20 protein-coding genes and 1 pseudogene are annotated in these 18,725 nt (G+C 71.3%); 12 read left to right on the forward strand and 9 right to left on the reverse strand.

Annotated elements, in window-relative coordinates; all coding sequences use genetic code 11:
• Positions 1-40: 40 nt before the first annotated feature.
• On the reverse strand, positions 41-265 hold the full coding sequence (locus N865_RS14460) for a hypothetical protein (protein ID WP_034807373.1): 225 nt from the start codon (positions 263-265) through the stop codon (positions 41-43).
• 91 nt (positions 266-356) lie between these two features.
• The gene (locus N865_RS14465; protein ID WP_034807320.1) at positions 357-1,283 is read right to left on the reverse strand and encodes a 5'-3' exonuclease; all 927 of its coding nucleotides are present in this window, start codon (positions 1,281-1,283) and stop codon (positions 357-359) included.
• A 102-nt stretch (positions 1,284-1,385) separates the two neighbouring features.
• On the opposite strand from N865_RS14465, the gene N865_RS14470 reads away from it, so the two are divergent.
• Positions 1,386-1,865, forward strand: a complete 480-nt coding sequence (locus N865_RS14470; protein ID WP_034807376.1) for an Lrp/AsnC family transcriptional regulator — start codon at positions 1,386-1,388, stop codon at positions 1,863-1,865.
• Between the two features lie 54 nt (positions 1,866-1,919).
• Here the strand turns inward: N865_RS14470 and N865_RS14475 are convergent, their stop codons facing one another.
• From N865_RS14475 to N865_RS14490, 4 genes are all read right to left on the reverse strand, one after another.
• Positions 1,920-3,179, reverse strand: a complete 1,260-nt coding sequence (locus N865_RS14475) for a multidrug effflux MFS transporter (protein WP_051510607.1) — start codon at positions 3,177-3,179, stop codon at positions 1,920-1,922.
• The gene (gene ybaK / locus N865_RS14480; RefSeq protein ID WP_034807321.1) at positions 3,176-3,676 is read right to left on the reverse strand and encodes a Cys-tRNA(Pro) deacylase; all 501 of its coding nucleotides are present in this window, start codon (positions 3,674-3,676) and stop codon (positions 3,176-3,178) included. The genes N865_RS14475 and ybaK overlap by 4 nt, the downstream gene beginning before the upstream one ends.
• Complete coding sequence (locus tag N865_RS14485; RefSeq protein ID WP_034807323.1) at positions 3,676-4,299, reverse strand: TetR/AcrR family transcriptional regulator; 624 nt, start codon at positions 4,297-4,299, stop codon at positions 3,676-3,678. The genes ybaK and N865_RS14485 overlap by 1 nt, the downstream gene beginning before the upstream one ends.
• Before the next feature lie 88 nt (positions 4,300-4,387).
• Complete coding sequence (locus N865_RS14490) at positions 4,388-5,830, reverse strand: KamA family radical SAM protein (protein ID WP_034807326.1); 1,443 nt, start codon at positions 5,828-5,830, stop codon at positions 4,388-4,390.
• A 135-nt stretch (positions 5,831-5,965) separates the two neighbouring features.
• On the opposite strand from N865_RS14490, the gene kdd reads away from it, so the two are divergent.
• The 7 genes from kdd to N865_RS14525 all read left to right on the forward strand — a co-directional run bounded on the left by kdd (position 5,966) and on the right by N865_RS14525 (position 12,855).
• A complete protein-coding gene (gene kdd / locus N865_RS14495; RefSeq protein ID WP_245603773.1) occupies positions 5,966-7,102 on the forward strand; it encodes an L-erythro-3,5-diaminohexanoate dehydrogenase in 1,137 nt (378 codons plus the stop codon).
• Complete coding sequence (gene kamD / locus N865_RS14500; protein WP_034807328.1) at positions 7,099-8,715, forward strand: lysine 5,6-aminomutase subunit alpha; 1,617 nt, start codon at positions 7,099-7,101, stop codon at positions 8,713-8,715. The genes kdd and kamD overlap by 4 nt, the downstream gene beginning before the upstream one ends.
• A complete protein-coding gene (gene kamE / locus N865_RS14505; RefSeq protein ID WP_034807331.1) occupies positions 8,712-9,461 on the forward strand; it encodes a lysine 5,6-aminomutase subunit beta in 750 nt (249 codons plus the stop codon). The genes kamD and kamE overlap by 4 nt, the downstream gene beginning before the upstream one ends.
• Positions 9,458-9,865, forward strand: coding sequence for a 3-aminobutyryl-CoA ammonia lyase (gene kal / locus N865_RS14510; RefSeq protein ID WP_051510610.1), 408 nt, complete (start codon positions 9,458-9,460; stop codon positions 9,863-9,865). The genes kamE and kal overlap by 4 nt, the downstream gene beginning before the upstream one ends.
• Before the next feature lie 101 nt (positions 9,866-9,966).
• A complete protein-coding gene (gene lnt / locus N865_RS14515) occupies positions 9,967-11,523 on the forward strand; it encodes an apolipoprotein N-acyltransferase (RefSeq protein WP_245603774.1) in 1,557 nt (518 codons plus the stop codon).
• The gene (locus N865_RS14520; RefSeq protein ID WP_034807335.1) at positions 11,504-12,298 is read left to right on the forward strand and encodes a polyprenol monophosphomannose synthase; all 795 of its coding nucleotides are present in this window, start codon (positions 11,504-11,506) and stop codon (positions 12,296-12,298) included. The genes lnt and N865_RS14520 overlap by 20 nt, the downstream gene beginning before the upstream one ends.
• On the forward strand, positions 12,295-12,855 hold the full coding sequence (locus N865_RS14525) for an FxsA family protein (RefSeq protein WP_034807338.1): 561 nt from the start codon (positions 12,295-12,297) through the stop codon (positions 12,853-12,855). The genes N865_RS14520 and N865_RS14525 overlap by 4 nt, the downstream gene beginning before the upstream one ends.
• Positions 12,856-13,065: 210 nt before the next feature.
• Here N865_RS14525 and N865_RS14530 read toward each other — a convergent pair whose 3' ends face one another.
• Positions 13,066-13,428: an RNA polymerase-binding protein RbpA gene (locus tag N865_RS14530; RefSeq protein WP_034807341.1), complete on the reverse strand. Its 363-nt coding sequence runs from the start codon at positions 13,426-13,428 to the stop codon at positions 13,066-13,068.
• A 154-nt stretch (positions 13,429-13,582) separates the two neighbouring features.
• Positions 13,583-14,959: an MFS transporter gene (locus N865_RS14535; RefSeq protein ID WP_034807344.1), complete on the reverse strand. Its 1,377-nt coding sequence runs from the start codon at positions 14,957-14,959 to the stop codon at positions 13,583-13,585.
• Positions 14,960-15,101: 142 nt separating this feature from the next.
• Between N865_RS14535 and N865_RS14540 the strand changes: the two genes are divergently transcribed.
• Positions 15,102-15,482, forward strand: coding sequence for a cupin domain-containing protein (locus tag N865_RS14540; RefSeq protein ID WP_051510611.1), 381 nt, complete (start codon positions 15,102-15,104; stop codon positions 15,480-15,482).
• Between the two features lie 96 nt (positions 15,483-15,578).
• Here the strand turns inward: N865_RS14540 and N865_RS14545 are convergent, their stop codons facing one another.
• Entirely contained in the window at positions 15,579-16,106 is a 528-nt protein-coding gene (locus N865_RS14545) for a hypothetical protein (RefSeq protein ID WP_034807346.1), read from the reverse strand.
• 77 nt (positions 16,107-16,183) lie between these two features.
• Here N865_RS14545 and N865_RS14550 point away from each other — a divergent pair, with 77 nt between their 5' ends.
• The 3 genes and pseudogenes from N865_RS14550 to N865_RS14560 form a co-directional block, all read left to right on the forward strand.
• Positions 16,184-16,717, forward strand: coding sequence for a MarR family winged helix-turn-helix transcriptional regulator (locus N865_RS14550; RefSeq protein WP_034807349.1), 534 nt, complete (start codon positions 16,184-16,186; stop codon positions 16,715-16,717).
• A 375-nt stretch (positions 16,718-17,092) separates the two neighbouring features.
• A complete protein-coding gene (locus N865_RS14555) occupies positions 17,093-17,740 on the forward strand; it encodes an RNA polymerase sigma factor (protein ID WP_084328255.1) in 648 nt (215 codons plus the stop codon).
• Positions 17,737-18,725: pseudogene (locus N865_RS14560) on the forward strand (hypothetical protein); the annotation flags it as partial. The gene N865_RS14555 and the pseudogene N865_RS14560, both read left to right, overlap by 4 nt.

Consider the following 18,725-nt stretch of genomic DNA (forward strand, 5'->3'; position numbering starts at 1 on the left):
GTCGGCCCTCGTCATATCCCGGCCCGGCAGGGGCGTGCCGTCAGAGCTTGGTCAGCTTGGTGAACGGGCTGGCGATGCGGACCCGCTCGGAGCCGAAGGACACCGTCACGGTCGCACCGCTGTCCTCGAGGACCGTGCCCACGCCGTAGCGGTCGTGTGTGACGCGGTCCCCGGCCGTGAAGTGCTCGATCTCCTGAGGAGTCGGCTCGGCGTTGAAGGGGCTGCTGGACAGGTGGCGGCGCTGGTGCGCGGATCGGGAAGACATCACCCTTAAGTATGCGCCCTTCGGCGAAGGCAGCGCGTCGGGCGCCCGGCTCACGCCTCCCAGCGCGCCTGCCAGAGCGGAACGGGTGAGGTCAGCCGATCCGGAGCGCCGTGAGGACCCGGTCGAAGGACGACGTCAGCCCGTGCTCCACAGCGAGCCGGGACATGAGGCTGGGGTCGGCCACCCGGGTCGGGAGGGTGAGGTCCAGGGTAGGCACGGGCGCGTCGGCTGCCACGGCCACGACCTGCGGTGCTGCGTCGAGGTAGTCCTTGGCGGCCTCGAGGCGAGCACGCTGGGCTCCCTTGAGGGCCGGGTCGCCCCCGTCGATCGCCGCCCGGAGGGCTTCGAGCGTGCCGTATGACGTGATGAGCTTGGCGGCCGTCTTCTCCCCGATCCCGGCCACCCCGGGCAGACCGTCGCTCGTGTCGCCGCGGAGTACGGCCATGTCGGCATACGCCCGACCGGTCGTCACGCCGTACTTGCCGGCAATGAACGCCTGGTCGACGACGTCGGGGGAGCGGACCCCGCCCCGGGCGGTGTAGAGGACCCGGATCGCGTGCTCGTCGTCGACGAGCTGGAACAGGTCGCGGTCGCCCGTCACGATGTCGACCGGCATCGCGCCACGGTGGGAGCCCGCCAGGGTCCCGATGACGTCGTCCGCCTCGTAGCCGTCGACCCCGACGCGCGCGAGTCCGAGCGCGGCGAGCGCCGCCTCGATGAGGGGGACCTGGACCGCGAGCGCCTCGGGCACCTCTTCACCGCCGTCGGCAGCCAGGCGGTGGGCCTTGTAGGAGGGGATCGCGGCGACGCGGAAGGCCGGCCGCCAGTCGTTGTCCCAGCAGGCCGCGAGATGCGTCGGCCGGCCCCGCTCGACGAGGGTGGCGATCATGTCGAGCAGGCCGCGCACGGCGTTGGTGGGGGTCCCGCTCGGGCCGACGACCTCGGGGACCCCGAAGTAGGCCCTGAAGTAGAGCGAGGCGGAGTCGAGCAGCAGCAGCTTCGAGGCCGGGGCGTCCATGCGGTCAGGGTAGCGGCGCACCCTCCATCGGTCAGGGAGGGGAGGGAGGGGCGAGGGATGGACGCGCAGGTGGCGCGGACGCGGCTGGACTACCCTTCCCGCATGGAAGATCTCGACCGCCGCCTCGTCGGGCTGCTGCTCGCCGACGGGCGCATGAGCTACACCGACCTCGGCCGGGCCACGGGGCTCTCGACATCGGCCGTGCACCAGCGCGTCCGACGGCTCGAGGAGCGGGGGGTCATCACCGGCTACAGCGCGACCGTGTCCCCGGACGCGCTCGGGCTGCCGCTCACTGCACTCATCTCCGTGACGCCGTTCGACCCGAGCGACCCCGACGACGTGCCCCATCGGCTCGCGCACATCCGGGAGATCGAGGACTGCCATTCCGTGGCGGGTGTCGAGAGCTACATCCTCAAGGTGCGCGTCTCGAAGCCGGCCGACCTCGAGGACCTGCTGGCCCGGATCCGTTCGGCCGCCAACGTCTCGACGCGCACGACGGTCGTCCTGTCGACACCGTGGGAGGGACGCAGCGCCTCGTCGCACCGCGCCGACGCCACGCCGGAGAGCAGTGACGAAGCCTGACCCGCCGCGGAGCGGGCGGGCGCACCGAGCGGCCCAGCGGCATACGACGCGACGTCAGAGCATCTCCGTCGGCTCCTCGACCAGTGTCTCGGCGGGAGCCTCGCAGGGTGCGTGGGTGCGGCGGTGCCACGCCCAGAGCGTGAGCGCCCCGAGGGTGAACACCCCCGCGACGAGGGCGAGCGTGGTCAGGGAACCGCTGACGAGGGGGGAGACGGCTCCGGCGATGACGGCGTTGAGGCACGTGCTCGTGAAGGACTGGAACGACGAGACCGCACCCCGCTCGCGCGGGCGCAGGTCGAGCAGGCTGATCGTGAGGATCGGGAAGACGAGCGCCACGCCGAGCGAGGCCGCAGCCGCAGGGAGCACCGTCCAGAGTGCGGCGGGAGCGTCCGAGGTCGACTGGTAGATGACCGCGAAGGTGGACCCGCCCAGCGAGACCAGGAACCCCGACAGGACGAAGACGCCCTGCCTGACATGGCCGACGAGCCGCCCCGTGAGGAAGGATCCGAGCATCATCGTGAGCACGAGGGGGACGAAGAGGACCCCGAAGTCCTGCGCCCCGAGCCCCAGGTGGTCGACGACGATCGCCGGCGCCGAGGAGATGTAGAGGAAGAGCGCGCCGAAGTTGAGCGCGATCGCCGCCGACAGGCGCAGGACCCCGCCGTCGATGGCGACCGACCCGAGCGAGCGGAGCAACGGCTTCGGATGGAACGGCAGCCGGTCCGCCGGGGGGTGGGTCTCCGGCAGGAGCCGGCCCACGAGGGCCAGGAGCAGCACGCCGTAGCCGGCGAGGACCGCGAAGATCGTCCGCCAGGAGCCCCAGCCGAGGATCCAGCCCCCGACGATCGGCGCGACCGCGGGCGCGACCGCGAAGACCATCGAGATGTGGCTCATGAACCGCTGCGCCGCCGGGCCGTCGTAGAGGTCACGTACGACCGTGCGGCCCACGATCATGCCGGCCCCGGCGACGAGTCCCTGCAGGGCCCGGGCGCCGAGCAGGAGCGGCATGCTCGGCGCTACGGCGCAGAGCACGCTCGTCACGGCATAGAGCCCGCAGCCGGCGAGGATGACGGGACGCCGGCCGACGGCGTCGGAGATCGGACCGTGGAAGAGGCTCGCCACGGCGAAGGTCACGAGGTAGACGCTGATCGACTGCTGCATGGCAACCTTGTCGACCGCGAGCTCGCGCGTCATCGCCGCGAACGCCGGGAAGATGGCGTCGATGGTGAAGGGACCGACCATCGTCAGGGACGCGAGGACGAGGACGAGCCGTAACCGGGTCGCCGTCGTGTCGCGAAGGGCGGGAGCCGTCACGACGGCCGACCGATGCGGGCGCGCGTCGCACGGGTCTGGGTCTCGAGGTCGACCGGCGACAGCTCGATGTCGAACCCGCGCCGGCCACCGGACACGTAGATCGTGGGGAAGCCGTATGCCGTGTCGTCGAGCACCGTGGGCAGCGAGCGGCGCTGCCCGACCGGGGAGATGCCACCGAGGACATAGCCGCTGCTGCGCTCGGCGTCGGCCCGCTGCGCCATTGTGACGCTCTTGACCGAGAGGGCGGCCGCCATGGCCTTGAGGTCGAGCTGCCCGTCGACCGCGACGATCCCGACGGCGAGGCCCCGACCGGTGTCGACGAGGAGCGTCTTGAACACGCGTGCGGGTTGGACACCGAGGGCCGCGGCCGCCTCGAGGCCGTAGCTCGACGCGGCCGGGTCGTGCGCGTAGGCGTGGCGGACGTAGGGGACTCCCGCACGGTCGAGGGCGACGGTGGCCGGGGTCGACGGACCGTCACCGGGTCGGCTGCGTCCCATCAGAGTCCGGCGGACGTGGTCGAGAGGCCGTCCCAGATGGTGCTGAGGACGAGCTCGGTGGCCTCCTCTGACGTCGTGCCCGGGTGCGTCGCCCGCCACACGGCGAGACGCTCGCACCCCCCGATGACGATCTCGGCCATGGCGTCGAGTCTCGCGGCCGGGAGCAGGTCGAAGGGCGTCAGGGTGCGCAGGCCCTCGGCGAACGCCTTGGCCGTCTGCTGCCGGATCCGCTCGACCGACTCGGAGGCCGCGCCGATGAGCGCTCCCTCGTTGCGCAGGAGGGCGAAGGCTCGTTCGTGGTCTTCCATGAACCGGAAGAACGCGAGGACGACCCCACCGACGCGGGCCCGCACCGGGGCCTCCGGGTCGAGGACCCACGCGTCGATGAGGACGCCGAGCAGCTGCCCGCGGGCTCGCTCGATCGTGGCGGCGAGCAGCCCCTCCTTCGACCCGAAGTAGTCGTAGATGAGCGGCTTGGTCACCCCGACGCGCTCGGCGACCTCGTCCATCGTCGTGGCCTGGAAGCCGCGCTCGGCGAAGACCCGCTCGGCCACCTCGAGCATCTGCGCCTCGCGCTCGGCACGCGGCACGCGCGCACGGGTGGTCGAGGTCCGGGGGGCCATCCGGGAAGTCTAGCGTCGGGGGCGGCGAGCCCTTCGGCCACCGCCCCCGACGCGACCCTCCCCGGGTCGGCCCCTGCTCGGGGCCGGGTCAGACGAGCTGCGACTCCGCAGCCAAGCGGCTCGCAGCCGCCTTCTCGGCGGCGATCTCGACGACCCTGTCGTGGTCGATGGCCGCACGCCACCACTGCTGTCCGGCTTCGGGCAGCGTGTAGATCGGGTCGTAGTAGACGTACTCCCGCGAGAGGGCTTCGGTGTCCTGTCCCTCGATCGAGGTGCGGTAGTTCTTGCGCCAGTAGGAGATGCCGCGCTCGGTGTCGTACTCGTCCTGCTGGTGCACCCACCGCTTCCCGACGAAGGGGACGTCACAGACGATGCGGGGCGTCGCGAAGCCGGGCAGGTAGCCCATGATCGAGTGCTGGAGGTGCTGGGCCTCGGCGAGGGAGAGCCGCCAGTGCTCGGCGAACGGGATCATGTCGCACATGTAGAAGTAGTACGGGGTGACGGAGGCGCCGTCGGCGAGCGCGAAGCAGAGGTCGAGCAGTGCTTCGGTGCTGTCGTTGACCCCGCGCATGAGCACGCCCTGGTTGCGCACATCGCGGACGCCGGCCTCGAGCATCACGCGAGCTGCCCGGGCGACGCCCGGCGTCACCGACTGGGCGCTGTTGACGTGGGTGTGGATCGCCAGGGAGACGCCCCGGGCGCGGGCCTTGGTGGCGATGCGCCCGACTCCCTCGACGACGTCGTCGGCATACCAGTGCTGGGGGAGCCCCATGAGGGCCTTGGTGGCGAGCCGGATGTCACGCACCGACTCGATCTCGAGGAGACGGTCGAGGAAGCCCTCGAGGTTCTTCCAGGGCATGTTGGCGACGTCTCCGCCGGAGACGACGACATCGCGCACGGTCGGGGTCGAGGCCAGGTAGTCGAGCATCGCCGCGTGCCGGTCGACCGGCTTGAGGCCGAACTTGAGCTTGGCGACCTGCGGGGTCGAGTTGCCGACGAGGTCCATGCGCGTGCAGTGGCCGCAGTACTGCGGGCACGTCGGGAGCAGCTCGGCGAGGACCTTCGTCGGGTAGCGGTGGGTGAGGCCCTCGGCGACCCACATGTCGTGCTCGTGGAGCGAGTCGCGGCTCGCGTGCGGGTGCGAGGGCCAGTCGGTGCGCCGGTCGGAGAAGACGGGCAGCATGTAGCGCCGGACCGGGTCGGCGTAGAAGGCCGCGGTGAACGCGGCGCCCGCCGCCGGCATGCGGGAGTCGGTCGAGGGGACCATCGTGTTGAGCATCTGCGGAGGCACGAGCATCGACATCGTCGCGCGCTCGGCCTGGTCGCGCTCGAGGTCGGCGTAGAACCGGTCGTCGAGGAGGTCGCCCATGAGGGCACGCAGCTGCGCGACGGACTTGATGCAGTGGGCGCGCTGCCACTGGGCGCTCTCCCAGTCGGTCTGGCTCACGTCTCGCCACCCGGGCAGGCGTGTCCAGTCGGGTTCGACGAGCTCGCGCTGACGGTAGACGTAGGGCTGCTCAACCGTGATCATGCTCGGAACAGTAGCCGCGCCAGACCGGCGATCCAAGGGTTATCCGCCCAGAATCCGCAAGGATGTCCCGGTGACACCCGTATGCTGACGGAGATTCTTCGGCTTGACCTGATGAGGACAGAAGGACTTGTGAACGTGTCGACCGCCGCCTCTCCCTCCCGGCACACCCCGCGCGACACGATGTCGTCCCCCGTCGGGCTGCACCGGGTGCTCGAGCCAGTGGGTGACGCGGTCACCCTCCCGCAGGCCGCCCGCCGGCTCGACCCGGACCCTGCCCTCTGGCCCGACGAGGTGCGGGTCGCGGTGGAGACACTCAACCTCGACGCCGCGAGCTACCGCCAGCTCGCCGACAAGCACACGGTCGACGGGGCGGTGGACGGCGAGGCCGTCCGCAGCGAGGTCCTCGCGATCGTCGCCGAGCGCGGCAAGATGCAGAACCCCGTGACCGGCTCGGGCGGGATGCTCATCGGGGTCGTCGAGGAGGTGGGGCCCGAGAGCCCCCTGGGCCTCGTCGTCGGCGACCACGTCGCGACGCTCGTCTCCCTCTCGCTCACGCCGCTCGCCATCACCGACGGGCTCTCCCACTGGGACGGCCTCTCCGAGCAGGTGCCGGCGCGAGGCCACGCGATTCTCTTCGGCCGGAGCATCGCGGCCCGCCTGCCCGACGACCTCGACCCGCGCCTCGCGCTCATGGTGATGGACGTCTGCGGCGCGCCCGCGCTCGTCGAGCGGGTCGTCAAGGAGTATGCCGCTCGAGGCGTCACGCCGACCGTGCTCGTCCTCGGCGGGGCCGGGAAGTCGGGGTCCCTCTCGCTGGCGGCGGCCCGTCGAGCGGGTGCGGGTCGCCTCATCGGGGTCGTCCCCACCGAGCGTGAGCGTGAGCTGCTGGAGCCGACCGGGCTCGCCGATGTGGTCGCGCTCGCCGACGCCCGCTCGCCGCTCGGCCTCAGCCGGGCGGTCGAGGCGGCCGGCGGACCTGCCGACGTGACCGTGGTCTGCGTCGACGTCCCGGGGTGTGAGCAGCCGGCGATCCTCTCGACGGCCCAGGGCGGCACCATCATCTTCTTCAGCATGGCGACCAACTTCGCCGCCGCGGCCCTCGGAGCCGAGGGCCTCGCGGCCGACGTCCGGATGCTCGTCGGCAACGGCTACGTCCCGGGCCACGCCGAGACCGCGCTGGGCCTGGTGCGGGACGTGCCGGCCGTCCGGTCGCTCTTCGAGGCGCGTCTGGCCCACGAAGCAGGCACCGAGACGGAAGGATCGCCGGCATGAGCCCGACCCGACCCGCGCCCGTCCTCGACCTCGACCCCGCCGTCGTCCGTCGCGCACGATCCCTGGCGCGCAAGGCGGCTGCGCCCGTCGTCACGATCGCGCAGAGCCACACGACGGTGTCCGTCGAGCGGGCGACGCTGCGCCTCGCGGGCCTCGCGGGGGCGGACCACGAGCGGATCCCGTGGGTGAACCACCTCGTCACCGCGGTGCGGGACGAGGTCGGACTCGAGCACGGGGTCACGACGCCCGTCTACGACGCCCTCCTTCGCGGTGAGGCGCCCGACCTCACCACGCTCGCCCAGATGGCGGCGAGCGGCAACGTCTCCTTCCGGCTCCCGGCGGGAAGGGAGGCCGCGGCGGCGCGCCGTGCGGCCGCGAAGGGAGTCGGCGCCGGCCTGGGCAGGATCGATGCAGCCCGGCGCACGCGTGAACGGCTCGTCAGACGGCACGGAGACCCGGCGAGCACGCCGTGGATCTACCTCATCGTCGCGACCGGAGACATCTACGAAGACATCCCGCAGGCCCAGGCCGCGGCCCGCGAGGGCGCCGACGTCATCGCCGTCATCCGCTCGACGGGCCAGTCGCTGCTCGACTACATCCCCGAGGGGGCGACGCGGGAGGGCTTCGCCGGCACCTATGCGACGCAGGAGAACTTCCGCCTCATGCGCGCGGCCCTCGACGACGTGAGCAAGGAGCTCGGGCGCTACGTGCGCCTGACGAACTACGCGTCGGGCCTGTGCATGCCGGAGATCGCAGCCCTCGCCGGCATGGAGCGCCTCGACATGATGCTCAACGACTCGATGTACGGCATCCTCTTTCGCGACATCAACCCGATCCGCACGTTCGTCGACCAGCGCTTCTCCCGGCAGATCCATGCCCGCGCCGGGATCATCATCAACACGGGCGAGGACAACTACCTGACCACGGCCGACGCCGTCGAGGCGGCGCACACGGTCACCGTGAGCCAGCTGCTCAACGAGCGGTTCGCCAAGGAGGCGGGCCTCGAGGACTGGCAGCTCGGGCTGGGCCACGCCTTCGAGATCAACCCCGAGATCCCCGACTCGTTCCGGCTCGAGCTCGCCCACGCCCTGCTCGCCCGACAGCTCTTCCCGGACGCGCCGCTCAAGTGGATGCCGCCCACGAAGCACATGACGGGAGACATCTTCCGTGGATACCTGCTCGACGGCTTCTTCAACCTCGCCGGCGCCATGACCGGCCAGGGGATCCTCCTCGTCGGGATGATGACCGAGGCCGTCGTCACGCCGTTCCTCTCCGACCGCGACCTCGCGCTCCAGAACGTCCGCTACGTCATGAACGCCGCCAGCGGCCTCACCGAGGACTTCCACCCGCCCCGCGACGGCTTCATCCAGAACCGCGCGCGGCAGGTCCTCTCCGAGGCGGTCGAGCTCCTCGAGCGGATCGTCGCCGACACCGACTCGGCCGGGGACGCGCCGCTGCTCGCGGCGATCGCCGACGGCACGTTCGGCCTGATGAAACGGCCCGCAGACCGGGGGAAGGGGCTTGACGGCGTCGTCCGACGGGCCGACGGCTACGACAACCCGGCCATCACCGCCCTCGACGCGGGCGTCCCGGCGAAGGCGGCGAGGCGATGAGCGGCTCGATCATCCGGCCCTACGGCGACACGACCGGTGACGGCATGGTCCAGCTGTCCTTCACCCTGCCGATCCCGCACGACAAGAAGGCGGAGGGTGCGGCCCTCCAGCTCGCCCGCAAGATGGGCCTCGACCCCGCCCTGCTCGTCCACGCGAAGGCGATGGGTCCCGACTTCACCTTCTTCGTCGTCTACGGCAGCTCGACCCACCTGGTCAACCTCGACGAGGTGCGGGTCGTCGAGCGGGAGTACCCACTCCTCAGCGCCAAGGACGCCAACCTCGCGATCCGACGCACCCTGCGCCGCAAGCTCGTCGTCGTCGGCGCCTGCATCGGCACCGACGCCCACACCGTGGGCATCGACGCGATCCTCAACATCAAGGGCTTCGCCGGCGAGAAGGGCCTCGAGTACTACCGCGAGATCAAGGTGGTCAACCTCGGCGCCCAGGTCCTCGTCCCCGAGCTCGTCGCCCGGGCCCGGGCCGAGAAGGCCGACGCCGTCCTCGTGAGCCAGGTCGTGACCCAGAAGGACGCCCACATCCACAACACGACCCAGATGTCGGCCGCCTTCCGCGAGGCCTACCCGGCGGGCCACGTCCCGATCCTCATCGTGGGTGGCCCGCGGTTCGAGGAGGACTCGGCAGCGCAGCTCGGCGTCGACCGGATCTTCGGGCGTGGAACGACCCCCGGCGAGGTCGCGAGCTACCTCGTGCACGAGATCACCGTGAGGAAGGGCAGGAAGGCATGACCGACTCGACGACCGGAGGTGCGACCCGGGCCGCGGTGGGGCTGCGCGTCACCCACCGCCGCTACGTGCCCTACAGCCACGCGCACTACGCCGGCAACCTCGTCGACGGCGCCTACTCCCTCGCGGCCTTCGGCGACGTGGCGACCGAGATGTGCATCGCGACCGATGGCGACGAAGGCCTCTTCGCCTCCTACTCCGACGTCCAGTTCCGGGCGCCGGTCCGAGCGGGCGACGTCATCGAGATCTCCGCAGAGCTCGTCCGAGTGGGCCGGCGCAGCCGCGAGATGGACTTCGAGGTCCGCGTCGTCGCCCGCGGCAACCCGAGCCGGGGCGAGTCGGCGGCCGACGTGCTCGACCCGCCGGTTGTCGCGACGACGGCACGCGGCGTCGTCGTCGTCCCCTGACCACCTCCCGCACCGACTCCGCTCCCCGGGCACGAGCCGCAACCCGCCCGGGACGTGGGCGGCTGCAGGCGCGCCCAGCCCGGCGGCATACGGTGATCCCCGTGCGTCGACTCCTCGTGGCCCTCCTCGGTGGCGGACTGCTCTGCCTCGCCTTCCCCACGTTCGACATCTGGGCCGCCGCGCCTGTCGCGCTCGCCCTGCTCGCCTGGGCGCTCACCGGGGCCGGAGGGCGGCGGGGCTTCGGGCTTGGGCTCGTCGCGGGACTCGCCTTCTTCGTCCCGAGCCTGCACTGGTCCGGCATCTACGTGGGCGCGCTCCCGTGGCTCGCCCTCGCGACGCTCGAGGCCCTCTTCATCGGCCTCCTCGGGGCGGTCTACGGCTGGCTCAGCCGCGAGGGCCGGGTGCGCCCGTTCGCGTTCGCGATCGTCTGGGTCGTCACCGAGGGCTTTCGCGCCCGGGCGCCGTACGGCGGCTTCCCCTGGCTCAAGCTCGCCTTCGGGCAGGCCGATGCGCCCTTCGGCCGGCTGGCCTCCCTCGGCGGCGCTCCCTTCGTCGGCTTCGTCATCGCGCTCACGGGCGGGCTCGTCGCGCTCGCGGCGAGCCGCCTCCTCGCCGGTCGTGCCAGCGCCGCCCGTATGCCGCTGCGCCCGGTGGTCGTGCCCGCTGGGCTCGCGCTCGGGCTGGCGGTTGCCGGACTCGCCGTGCCGGTCCCGACCGACGGCCCGACCGCGCAGTTCCTCGGTGTCCAGGGCAACGTCCCGCGGGCCGGCCTCGAGTTCAACGCCCAGCGTCGGGCCGTCCTCGACAACCACGTCGCGGCGACGCTCAAGGCCGACGAGGACATCACCGCGGGACGGTCGCCGCGGCCCGACCTCGTCGTCTGGCCCGAGAACGCCAGCGACATCGACCCGCTGCGCAACGCCGACGCGAAGTCGCTCATCCTCGAGACCGTCGACGCACTCGACCGGCCGCTCATCGTCGGCGGCCTGCTCGAGGAGCCTCCCGGTCAGCTCTCCAACGTCGCCCTGCTCTTCGAGCCCGGGAAGGGCAACACCGACCGCTACGTCAAGCAGCACCCCGTGCCGTTCGCCGAGTACATCCCCAACCGCGCCTTCTGGCGCCGGCTGAGCAGCCAGGTCGACCTCGTCCGACGCGACTTCGCGGCCGGGACCGGCCCTGGCGTCTTCGAGGTCAAGGCCGCCGACGGCCGCACGATCCGCGCGGGGATCGCCATCTGCTTCGAGGTCGCCTACGACGACATCATGCGCGAGACGGTCCGCGCCGGCGCCAACGTCCTCGTCGTGCAGACCAACAACGCGACCTTCGGGTTCACCGCCGAGTCTCCGCAGCAGCTCGCCATCAGCCGCCTGCGCGCGATCGAGCTCGGGCGCTCCGTCGTCCACGTCTCGACCGTCGGCCAGAGCGCGCTCATCACCCCGGACGGAACCGCCCACGACGTCACGTCGTTGTTCACGCAGGCGGTGGTCCGCGGGGCTCTACCATTGCGGGACGCCACCACCGTGGCGACCCGACTTGGGGAGGCCCCCGAATGGGCCGCCGCCATGGCCCTGCTGGTGCTCTGGGGCACGACGTTCGTCTCGCGTCGCCACCCCGAGGTCGCCGAGACGAAGGACGAGGATGACGACGACGAAGCGTGAGCCGGTCACCCGGGTGGCCGTGCTCATCCCGACGTACAACGAGCGCGACAACCTGCCCGGCATCGTCGCGCGGGTCCGTGCGAGCGTTCCGGATGCCGATGTCATCGTGCTCGACGACAACTCTCCCGACGGCACCGGCGAGGTCGCCGGCGCGCTCGCCGCCGACGACGCCCACGTCCACGTCCTCCACCGACGCGGCAAGGAGGGGCTCGGCAAGGCCTACCTCGCCGGGTTCGAGTTCGCGCTCGGCGAGGGCTACGACGCGGCGGTCGAGATGGACGCCGACGGCTCCCACCAGCCCGAGCAGCTGCCCGACCTGCTCCGGGCCCTCGCCGGCGCCGACGTCGCGATCGGCGCCCGATGGGTGCGTGGGGGCCAGGTCCGCAACTGGCCACTGCGGCGCAAGGTCCTCTCGGTCGGCGCCAACGTCTACACCAAGGTCCTGCTCGGCATGAAGGTCAACGACGCGACGGCCGGCTTCCGCGCCTACCGGGCGTCGGCCCTCCGAGCGATGGATCTCGAGGGCGTCGAGTCCCAGGGCTACTGCTTCCAGATCGACCTGACCCTGCGCGCCGTGCGGGGAGGCCTGACCGTCGTCGAGGTCCCGATCACCTTCGTCGAGCGTGAGGTGGGCGTCTCCAAGATGGGCGGCAGCATCGTCCGCGAGGCCCTGACCAACGTCACGAAGTGGGGGATCGAGCACCGCACCAACCAGGTGAAGCAGGCCGCGCGCCGACTGCGTGGGCGGCCCGCACCGGTGGAGGAGCGGCCGTGACCGTTCCCGCGCGCCCTCGTCGTTTCAGGCCGACCCGACTGGCCGGGGCGGGCGTCGTCCTGCTCGTGCTGCTCGAGATCCTGGTCATCGGCCTGGTGAGCTCGTGGATCGGCGGCTGGTGGACGTTCGGGCTCCTCGTCGCGACGTCCGCCCTCGGCGCCTGGCTCATCGCCCGCGAGGGCAGGCGGGCCTGGCGGGCGCTCGGGCAGGCGCTGGCGGAGGGACGTATGCCGGCCCGCGAGCTCGCCGACGGCATCATCGTCCTCGTCGGCGGCCTGTTGCTCCTCCTGCCGGGGTTCATCACCGACGTCGCCGGGCTTGTCCTCGTACTGCCCTTCACCCGTCCCGTCGCGCGGACACTCCTCGCCGGCGCCATCAGCAGCCACGTCGTGGCGCGGGTCGACTACTACGCCGAGGGCCTGAGCGTCACCGGTGGCCCGGAGCTCCCGCCGGAGGGACCCCGCAGGTCCGCTGCGAGCAGCGAGGTCGTCGAGGGCGAGGTCATCGAGGGGCATGTCGTCGATGGGGTCGATGGGCAGGACGACGAGGACCGTTGACCACGACGGCCGGGGACCACGACGGCCGCGGACCGAGGTCGGCACGACGGGACGCCGGAGGGCCGCGAGTGGCGCGTTCGCGCCCGGGTGGTGAGCGGGGCATACGTCTCGACGTGACGAAGAGCCCGCCCCCACGAACGGGACGGGCTCTTCGGTGTTCTTCGGTGTTCTTCGCTGCTCTCAGGGTGTCCCTGGCCGGGACGCGAGGGGTCAGGCTGACTTGCGGGGCCGCGGCTTCTCGCCGCGGGACTCACGCAGCAGCGTCAGCCGCTCCTCGAGAAGCTCCTCCAGCTCGGGGATGGAGCGACGCTCGAGGAGCATGTCCCAGTGCGTGCGCTGGTGCTTGACCGGCTTCGCCTCGGGCTCGGGACCGTCGCCCTGAAGCTTGGCGTCCAGTCCGCAGCGGCACTCCCACGTCGGAGGAATGTCCGCCTCGACGGAGAAGGGCAGCTCGGTACGGTGCCCGTTGGCGCAGACGTAGACGGTGATCTGACGCTCGCTCGGGACGACGTTCTCATCCGACTCCATGCTCCGGGAGCCGAGGTTGGAACCGCGCAGTGCTCGATCGGCCATGGTGAACCCCTCCAAGAATCGTGGTTCTGGTCGGCACCACCCGGCGCCTCACCCTCACAGACGCTTGAACGAGCGAGATCGTTGCCTTGTTCCCGTCCCCATATCATTCCAGCCCGATTCGCCTGCAGGCGCCCCCAGGTGTGACGAAGGCCACTCAGACGACGAGCGGGACGGGGTTGCCCGCCTGTTCGATGCCCTCGCGCATCCGGACCCGCGAGAGGAGGACACCGCCGACGAGGAAGAAGATCATCAGCGCGATGATGGCCCACCGGTAGCTGTGGCTGAACTGGTAGACGAGCCCGAAGATCAACGTCCCGAACCAGCTCGTCCCACGCTCCATCGCCTGGTAGAGGCTGAAGTACTCGGCCTCGCGGCCGCGGGGGATGAGCTGGCTGTAGAGCGACCGCGACAGGGCCTGGGTGCCGCCCAGGACGAGGCCGATGAGCAGGGCGAGACCGAGGAAGATCGCGAGGGACTTCGACGGGACAACGAACGCGATGACCACCACGAGTGTCCAGAGCCCGATGCCGTAGAGCACGGTGCGCCACGCGCCGATGACTCCGGCCACCCTCCCGAACAGCCGGGCCCCGAAGTAGGCGACGAACTGGACGAAGAGGAAGACGCCGAGGACGGTCGTCTCGGGGAAGCCGAGCTCCTTGTTGCCGTAGACGCTCGAGCTGCCGATCACGGTCTGGATGCCGTCGTTGAAGAAGAGGTAGGCCAGCAGGAACAGGCGCGTCTGCGGGTAGCGGGCGAGGTCCCGCAGGGTGCTCACGAGCTGTTCGATGCTGCCGCCGACGACGCCGGCCTGGCGGTCCACGGGTGTCCCCACGGTGCCGGTCAGGTGGCGCAGGCCGAGATACGGGATGAGCGTGAACCCGGCCCACCACAGACCCGCCGAGAGGATGCTGATCCGGGTGGACATGGCCCGGTCGAGCCCCAGGTCCTCATGGAAGATGTCGAGGACGAAGTTGAGCGCGAGCAGGATGCCGCCGCCGAGGTAGCCGAACGCCCAGCCCTTCGAGGACACCCGGTCGCGTTCGTTCTCGTTGGCGATCCGGCACAGGATCGAGTCGTAGACGACGAGCGACGCGCCGAGGCAGAGGCCCGCGACGACTACGAGGGACGCACCGAGCTGCCAGTTCGTGCCCGCGACGAGGAACATGAGGCTCGCGGCCAGCGCGCCCGCCCAGGCGAAGCCGGCCAGCATCCGCGTCGGGTGCGGGCTCCGGTCGGCGACAGCTCCGACGAAGATGAGGACGACAGCCGACAGGACGGTCGCGAAGGTCACGGTGTAGAACCACAGGGACCCCGGCGCGACGGGGATGCCGAAGACGGAGAGGTTCGTCGTGCAGTCCGCCCCGTCGGCGAGATTCGGGCAGGCGGCCTTCTCGGCGACCGACGTGAGGTAGGGGCTCATGAGCACCGTCGCTGTGGTCGTCACGTAGGCGGAGTTGGCCCAGTCGTACCAGTACCAGGCGCGCTGCTCCTTGGTCTCCGGGCGGGCTTGGTGCACAGCGACATCGGCCATGGGGCGAACTGTTGCACACGAGTGGCGTGAGGGGAACGGAACCGGGCGGAATGAGTCCCGCGCGTGTCCGTTCTCTGACGCGGGCCGGTGCAGGTCCCGGCTCCACGCCCTAGGCCGGCGCCCTCTCGGAAAGGAACGGTGCATGGTGGCTGACCCCGACCTCGGCCTGCTGGGGCCAGGAGACCTCGTCGACGCGGCGAGCCTCGTCCTGCGGCACGAGCGCGTGCCCGGCGAGCAGGTCGTCGCGGGGGAGCCGTCGACCGGGCTCGTCGAGCTCGGCCGGGTCGGTGAGCTCGCCGTGGGGGTCTGGGAGATGACGCCGGGCGCAATGTCGGACACCGAGGCGGACGAGGTCTTCGTCGTCATCACCGGACACGGGCGTATCGACTTCGTGGAGACGCCGGGGGAGGGGAGTGGCCACGCTCCGATCGACCTGGCGACAGGAGCGGTCGTCCGGCTCACCGCTGGCATGCGCACCGTCTGGACCGTCGAGAAGACCGTGCGCAAGATCTGGGTCGCCTGAGCATCCGACGGCCCTGCGTCCGTGCACTGCGTCACCCGGGGACCGGCGGCTCGGTGCGGTGACGATGGCGGGCGAGGTCAACCAGGCATTTGAGCGCTAAAGCGTTGGCCCTTCGGAGCCGCCGGCAGGGGAGGGGAGGGGTTGGTCGCGCGGCTCGACCGTCGTGAGCAACTCCCAGGCGAGCCCATGGCCGAGCGCAACGAGACACACGATAGAGATGCCGGCGGCGCGCAAGGCCGTGAGACCCAGCGACTCGACAAGCCCGGGCGCGGCACCGACGACGAAGATGACGGCATACAGCACGGCCACCAGCCAGCGGTTGCGCTGGAACGGCCCCCGGGCAACGGAGCTGCGGTCGATCTGGATCACGCGCAGGGTCGACCAGACGCCGAGGACGGCTGCGATGGCGAACGTTGTTCGCCAGACCCCGGCGCTGCCGGGGTCGATCTGGGCGAACAGGCCCATCAGGCCGGGCACGAAGAAGGTCAGGTAGACCCCACCGACGGCCCGGCGGTCGCCGGTGGCCACGAGCAGGTCTCGGCGGCGGTCGATCGCACTCCACCACAGCCCCACCAGGGTGAAGCAGGTCGCCGACACGACGGCATAGAAGGTCGAGAGATCCACGCGGACTCCTTCCGATGTGCGAAATCCTCCCACCGGGACCTCTGGGAGCGGGCCTGCTTTAGCGCTAAAGTGTTGGTATGGCGGAGCGCGTGGGGGACGAGGTCGGGCAGATCATCGAGGCCTGGGCTCGCGAGCGCCCTGACGTCGACGTGTCGTCGATCGGGATCATCACTCCCGTGTGGCGGCTCGGGGCGATCGTCGTCGACAACCGGGCACGGGTCCTTGCGGCCCACGGGCTCGAGCAGAGTCATCTCGACGTGCTCGGCACGCTGCGCCGCAGCGGCCCGCCATACCGCCTGACGGCCGGCGAGCTGTCGCGTCGCTGCCGTGTGACGCCCGGCGCGACGACCCAGCGCGTCCAGGCGATGGAGACGCTCGGGTTCGTCGAACGCGTCCGCGAGGAGCCGGACCGCCGGACGGTCCATGTGCAGCTGACGCCCGAAGGGCTGGCGCGACTCGACGGCATCTTCGCCGACGTCATGGCCGGCGACGAGCAGCTGCTCGTCGGCCTGACACCGACCCAGCGGAGCGCCCTCGAAGAACTGCTGCGGACCTGGCTTGCCGGTCTCGATCACGGACCGACACCGACGGTCGACCCAGAGGCCTCGTGAGGGCGGCCACTCGATGATCATTAACGCCGATAATCGACATTATGTCACTTAGCCGTGAATCGTCCCGAGAGACGCTCCCCGTCCGAGACGAGGACGTACTACTCCCCGACGACCGGGCCCAACGATGACGACCCACGGCGACGATGTCACCGGCCGGGCTGCGCGCACCGCGCATTCCGGCCGCGCGCTCGATCGACCTCGGTCGTGCGCCTGCGCATGTCCCGTTCGCCTCGTGACCCGCGCGTGCCCAGATGGTCGTGGGAGCACGCGTCCCCCGCTCCCCCGCCAAGCGGCCTCCGTCCCGCGCAGCTGGGCCTGTAGCGGAAACTCACCGCGAGCTGTCAACCCACGGAAGCTCTCGGGCGTCCTTCTGTCATGACCACACTGCCGGCCGAGGCGGACCAGGTGATCGCGACGCTCTACGCGGCCCACTGGGACCGCCTCGTCCGCCTCGCCTGGCTCCTCCTTCACGACCAGCTCGCCGCCGAGGACGTCGTCCAGGACGCCTACGTCGCGACCCACCGCAACTGGGCCTCCATCCGCGAGTCCGGTCGCGTCCTGGGCTACCTCCAGACGGCGGTCGTCAACGGATGCCGGTCGGTCCTACGCCACAGGGTCGTCGTCGATCGTCACCACACACACGAAGCCGCCTCGGCCCGGGCCCTCGGGCGCGCCAGTCACGAGAGCGCCGAGGCCCCGGCGCTGCGGTCGGTGGAACGGCGGATGATGATCGGGGCCCTCGACGCCCTCCCCGGCCGGCAGCGCGAGGTTCTCGTCCTCCGCTACTACGGGGACCTCTCGGAGGCCCAGATCGCCCATGCGCTCGGCATCTCGCCGGGCTCGGTCAAGTCCCACGTCCACCGTGGGCTGAACACGCTCCGCGCCGCCATGGCAGCGCCCGACGGCGGTCCTGACGGGCACCCGGCTGGGCAGACCGGTCAGCGTCCTGACGACGCCAGGGCCCGGTCGCGACCACGGCCCGGAACGACTCCAGCCGCCACCACCAGTCCGGAGCAGCCATGAACAACGACGACCGCCACCAGTCCGGCGCGCACGACGCGCACGTGGACCTCTTCCCGACGGGCCCCGTCGAGACGCAGCTGCGAGCCGCACTCCTCGCCGAGGCCCAGTCCATCGACCCCACGGACCGTCTCGACGCCATCCTTGGGGTGGCCCGTGCCGATGCCCCGCCGGCGGCGACGGTGACGAAGGTGGCGCCCTTGGTTCGCCGCTGGCTCGCGCCCTCGGCTGCTGCTGCGGCGGCGGCCCTCGTCGCCGGCGGGCTCTGGGCCGCGAACCGACCGGCCGACGGGAGCTCGGTCTCCGGAAGCACCACGGCGTCACCCGCAGTGACGACACCGGCCGCCGGCGAGGCGTCGAACGTTCCCACCCTCTCCTCGTCCGCCACCCCTTCGCCGACGACTCAGGGCCAGTCGTCGGCGCCCCCGAGCCGTCCGGTGGCGGCGCGGGCCGCCCTGCCGGTCTACCGCGTCGGGGTGCTGGACGGCACGGGGTCGAGGCTCGGCCTCGTCCGGGAGCTCGTTCCCTCGACCACCGCTTCGGCCGATCCCGCCCAGCGGGCCCTCGCCGCGGCCAAGTTGTCGCTCGAGAACTCCGCCGCCACGCTCGACGCCGGATATCGCGCGCTGTGGGAAGGAGCGGCGGTCGTGGACGTCGCCGTCCGACCTGACCTGATCCTCGTCACCCTCACGCACGGCGCCACGGCACTCAGCACGCCGGACGCGACCCTGGCCGTCCAGCAGCTCGTCTGGACCGTCCAGGCAGCCGCCGGGGCGAGCGGCCTGCCGCCGGTGCGGTTCGTCCTCGCCGACGGGTCCACTGCGCTCGCCGGCACCCTGACCACGGCGGGGTCGTACAACCGCGCAACCGATCCAATACAGGCGGCCACGATCCTCGCGCCGCTCTGGATCGACCAGCCCTACCCGAGGCAGGTGCTGAACGCCGGTGCGCCCGTCACCGTCTCCGGACAGGCCAGCACCTTCGAGGC

The organism is Intrasporangium oryzae NRRL B-24470 (assembly GCF_000576595.1).
GTDB classification, from domain to species: Bacteria; Actinomycetota; Actinomycetes; order Actinomycetales; family Dermatophilaceae; genus Intrasporangium_C; species Intrasporangium_C oryzae.

Coding starts and splice junctions, on each gene's coding strand:
- N865_RS14460 (WP_034807373.1), bottom strand. CDS start 265: ATGTCTTCCCGATCCGCGCACCAGCGCCGCCACCTGTCCAGCAGCCCC.
- N865_RS14465 (WP_034807320.1), bottom strand. CDS start 1,283: ATGGACGCCCCGGCCTCGAAGCTGCTGCTGCTCGACTCCGCCTCGCTC.
- N865_RS14470 (WP_034807376.1), top strand. CDS start 1,386: ATGGAAGATCTCGACCGCCGCCTCGTCGGGCTGCTGCTCGCCGACGGG.
- ybaK (WP_034807321.1), bottom strand. CDS start 3,676: ATGGGACGCAGCCGACCCGGTGACGGTCCGTCGACCCCGGCCACCGTC.
- N865_RS14485 (WP_034807323.1), bottom strand. CDS start 4,299: ATGGCCCCCCGGACCTCGACCACCCGTGCGCGCGTGCCGCGTGCCGAG.
- N865_RS14490 (WP_034807326.1), bottom strand. CDS start 5,830: ATGATCACGGTTGAGCAGCCCTACGTCTACCGTCAGCGCGAGCTCGTC.
- kamD (WP_034807328.1), top strand. CDS start 7,099: ATGAGCCCGACCCGACCCGCGCCCGTCCTCGACCTCGACCCCGCCGTC.
- kamE (WP_034807331.1), top strand. CDS start 8,712: ATGAGCGGCTCGATCATCCGGCCCTACGGCGACACGACCGGTGACGGC.
- kal (WP_051510610.1), top strand. CDS start 9,458: ATGACCGACTCGACGACCGGAGGTGCGACCCGGGCCGCGGTGGGGCTG.
- N865_RS14520 (WP_034807335.1), top strand. CDS start 11,504: ATGACGACGACGAAGCGTGAGCCGGTCACCCGGGTGGCCGTGCTCATC.
- N865_RS14530 (WP_034807341.1), bottom strand. CDS start 13,428: ATGGCCGATCGAGCACTGCGCGGTTCCAACCTCGGCTCCCGGAGCATG.
- N865_RS14535 (WP_034807344.1), bottom strand. CDS start 14,959: ATGGCCGATGTCGCTGTGCACCAAGCCCGCCCGGAGACCAAGGAGCAG.
- N865_RS14540 (WP_051510611.1), top strand. CDS start 15,102: ATGGTGGCTGACCCCGACCTCGGCCTGCTGGGGCCAGGAGACCTCGTC.
- N865_RS14550 (WP_034807349.1), top strand. CDS start 16,184: ATGGCGGAGCGCGTGGGGGACGAGGTCGGGCAGATCATCGAGGCCTGG.
- N865_RS14555 (WP_084328255.1), top strand. CDS start 17,093: ATGACCACACTGCCGGCCGAGGCGGACCAGGTGATCGCGACGCTCTAC.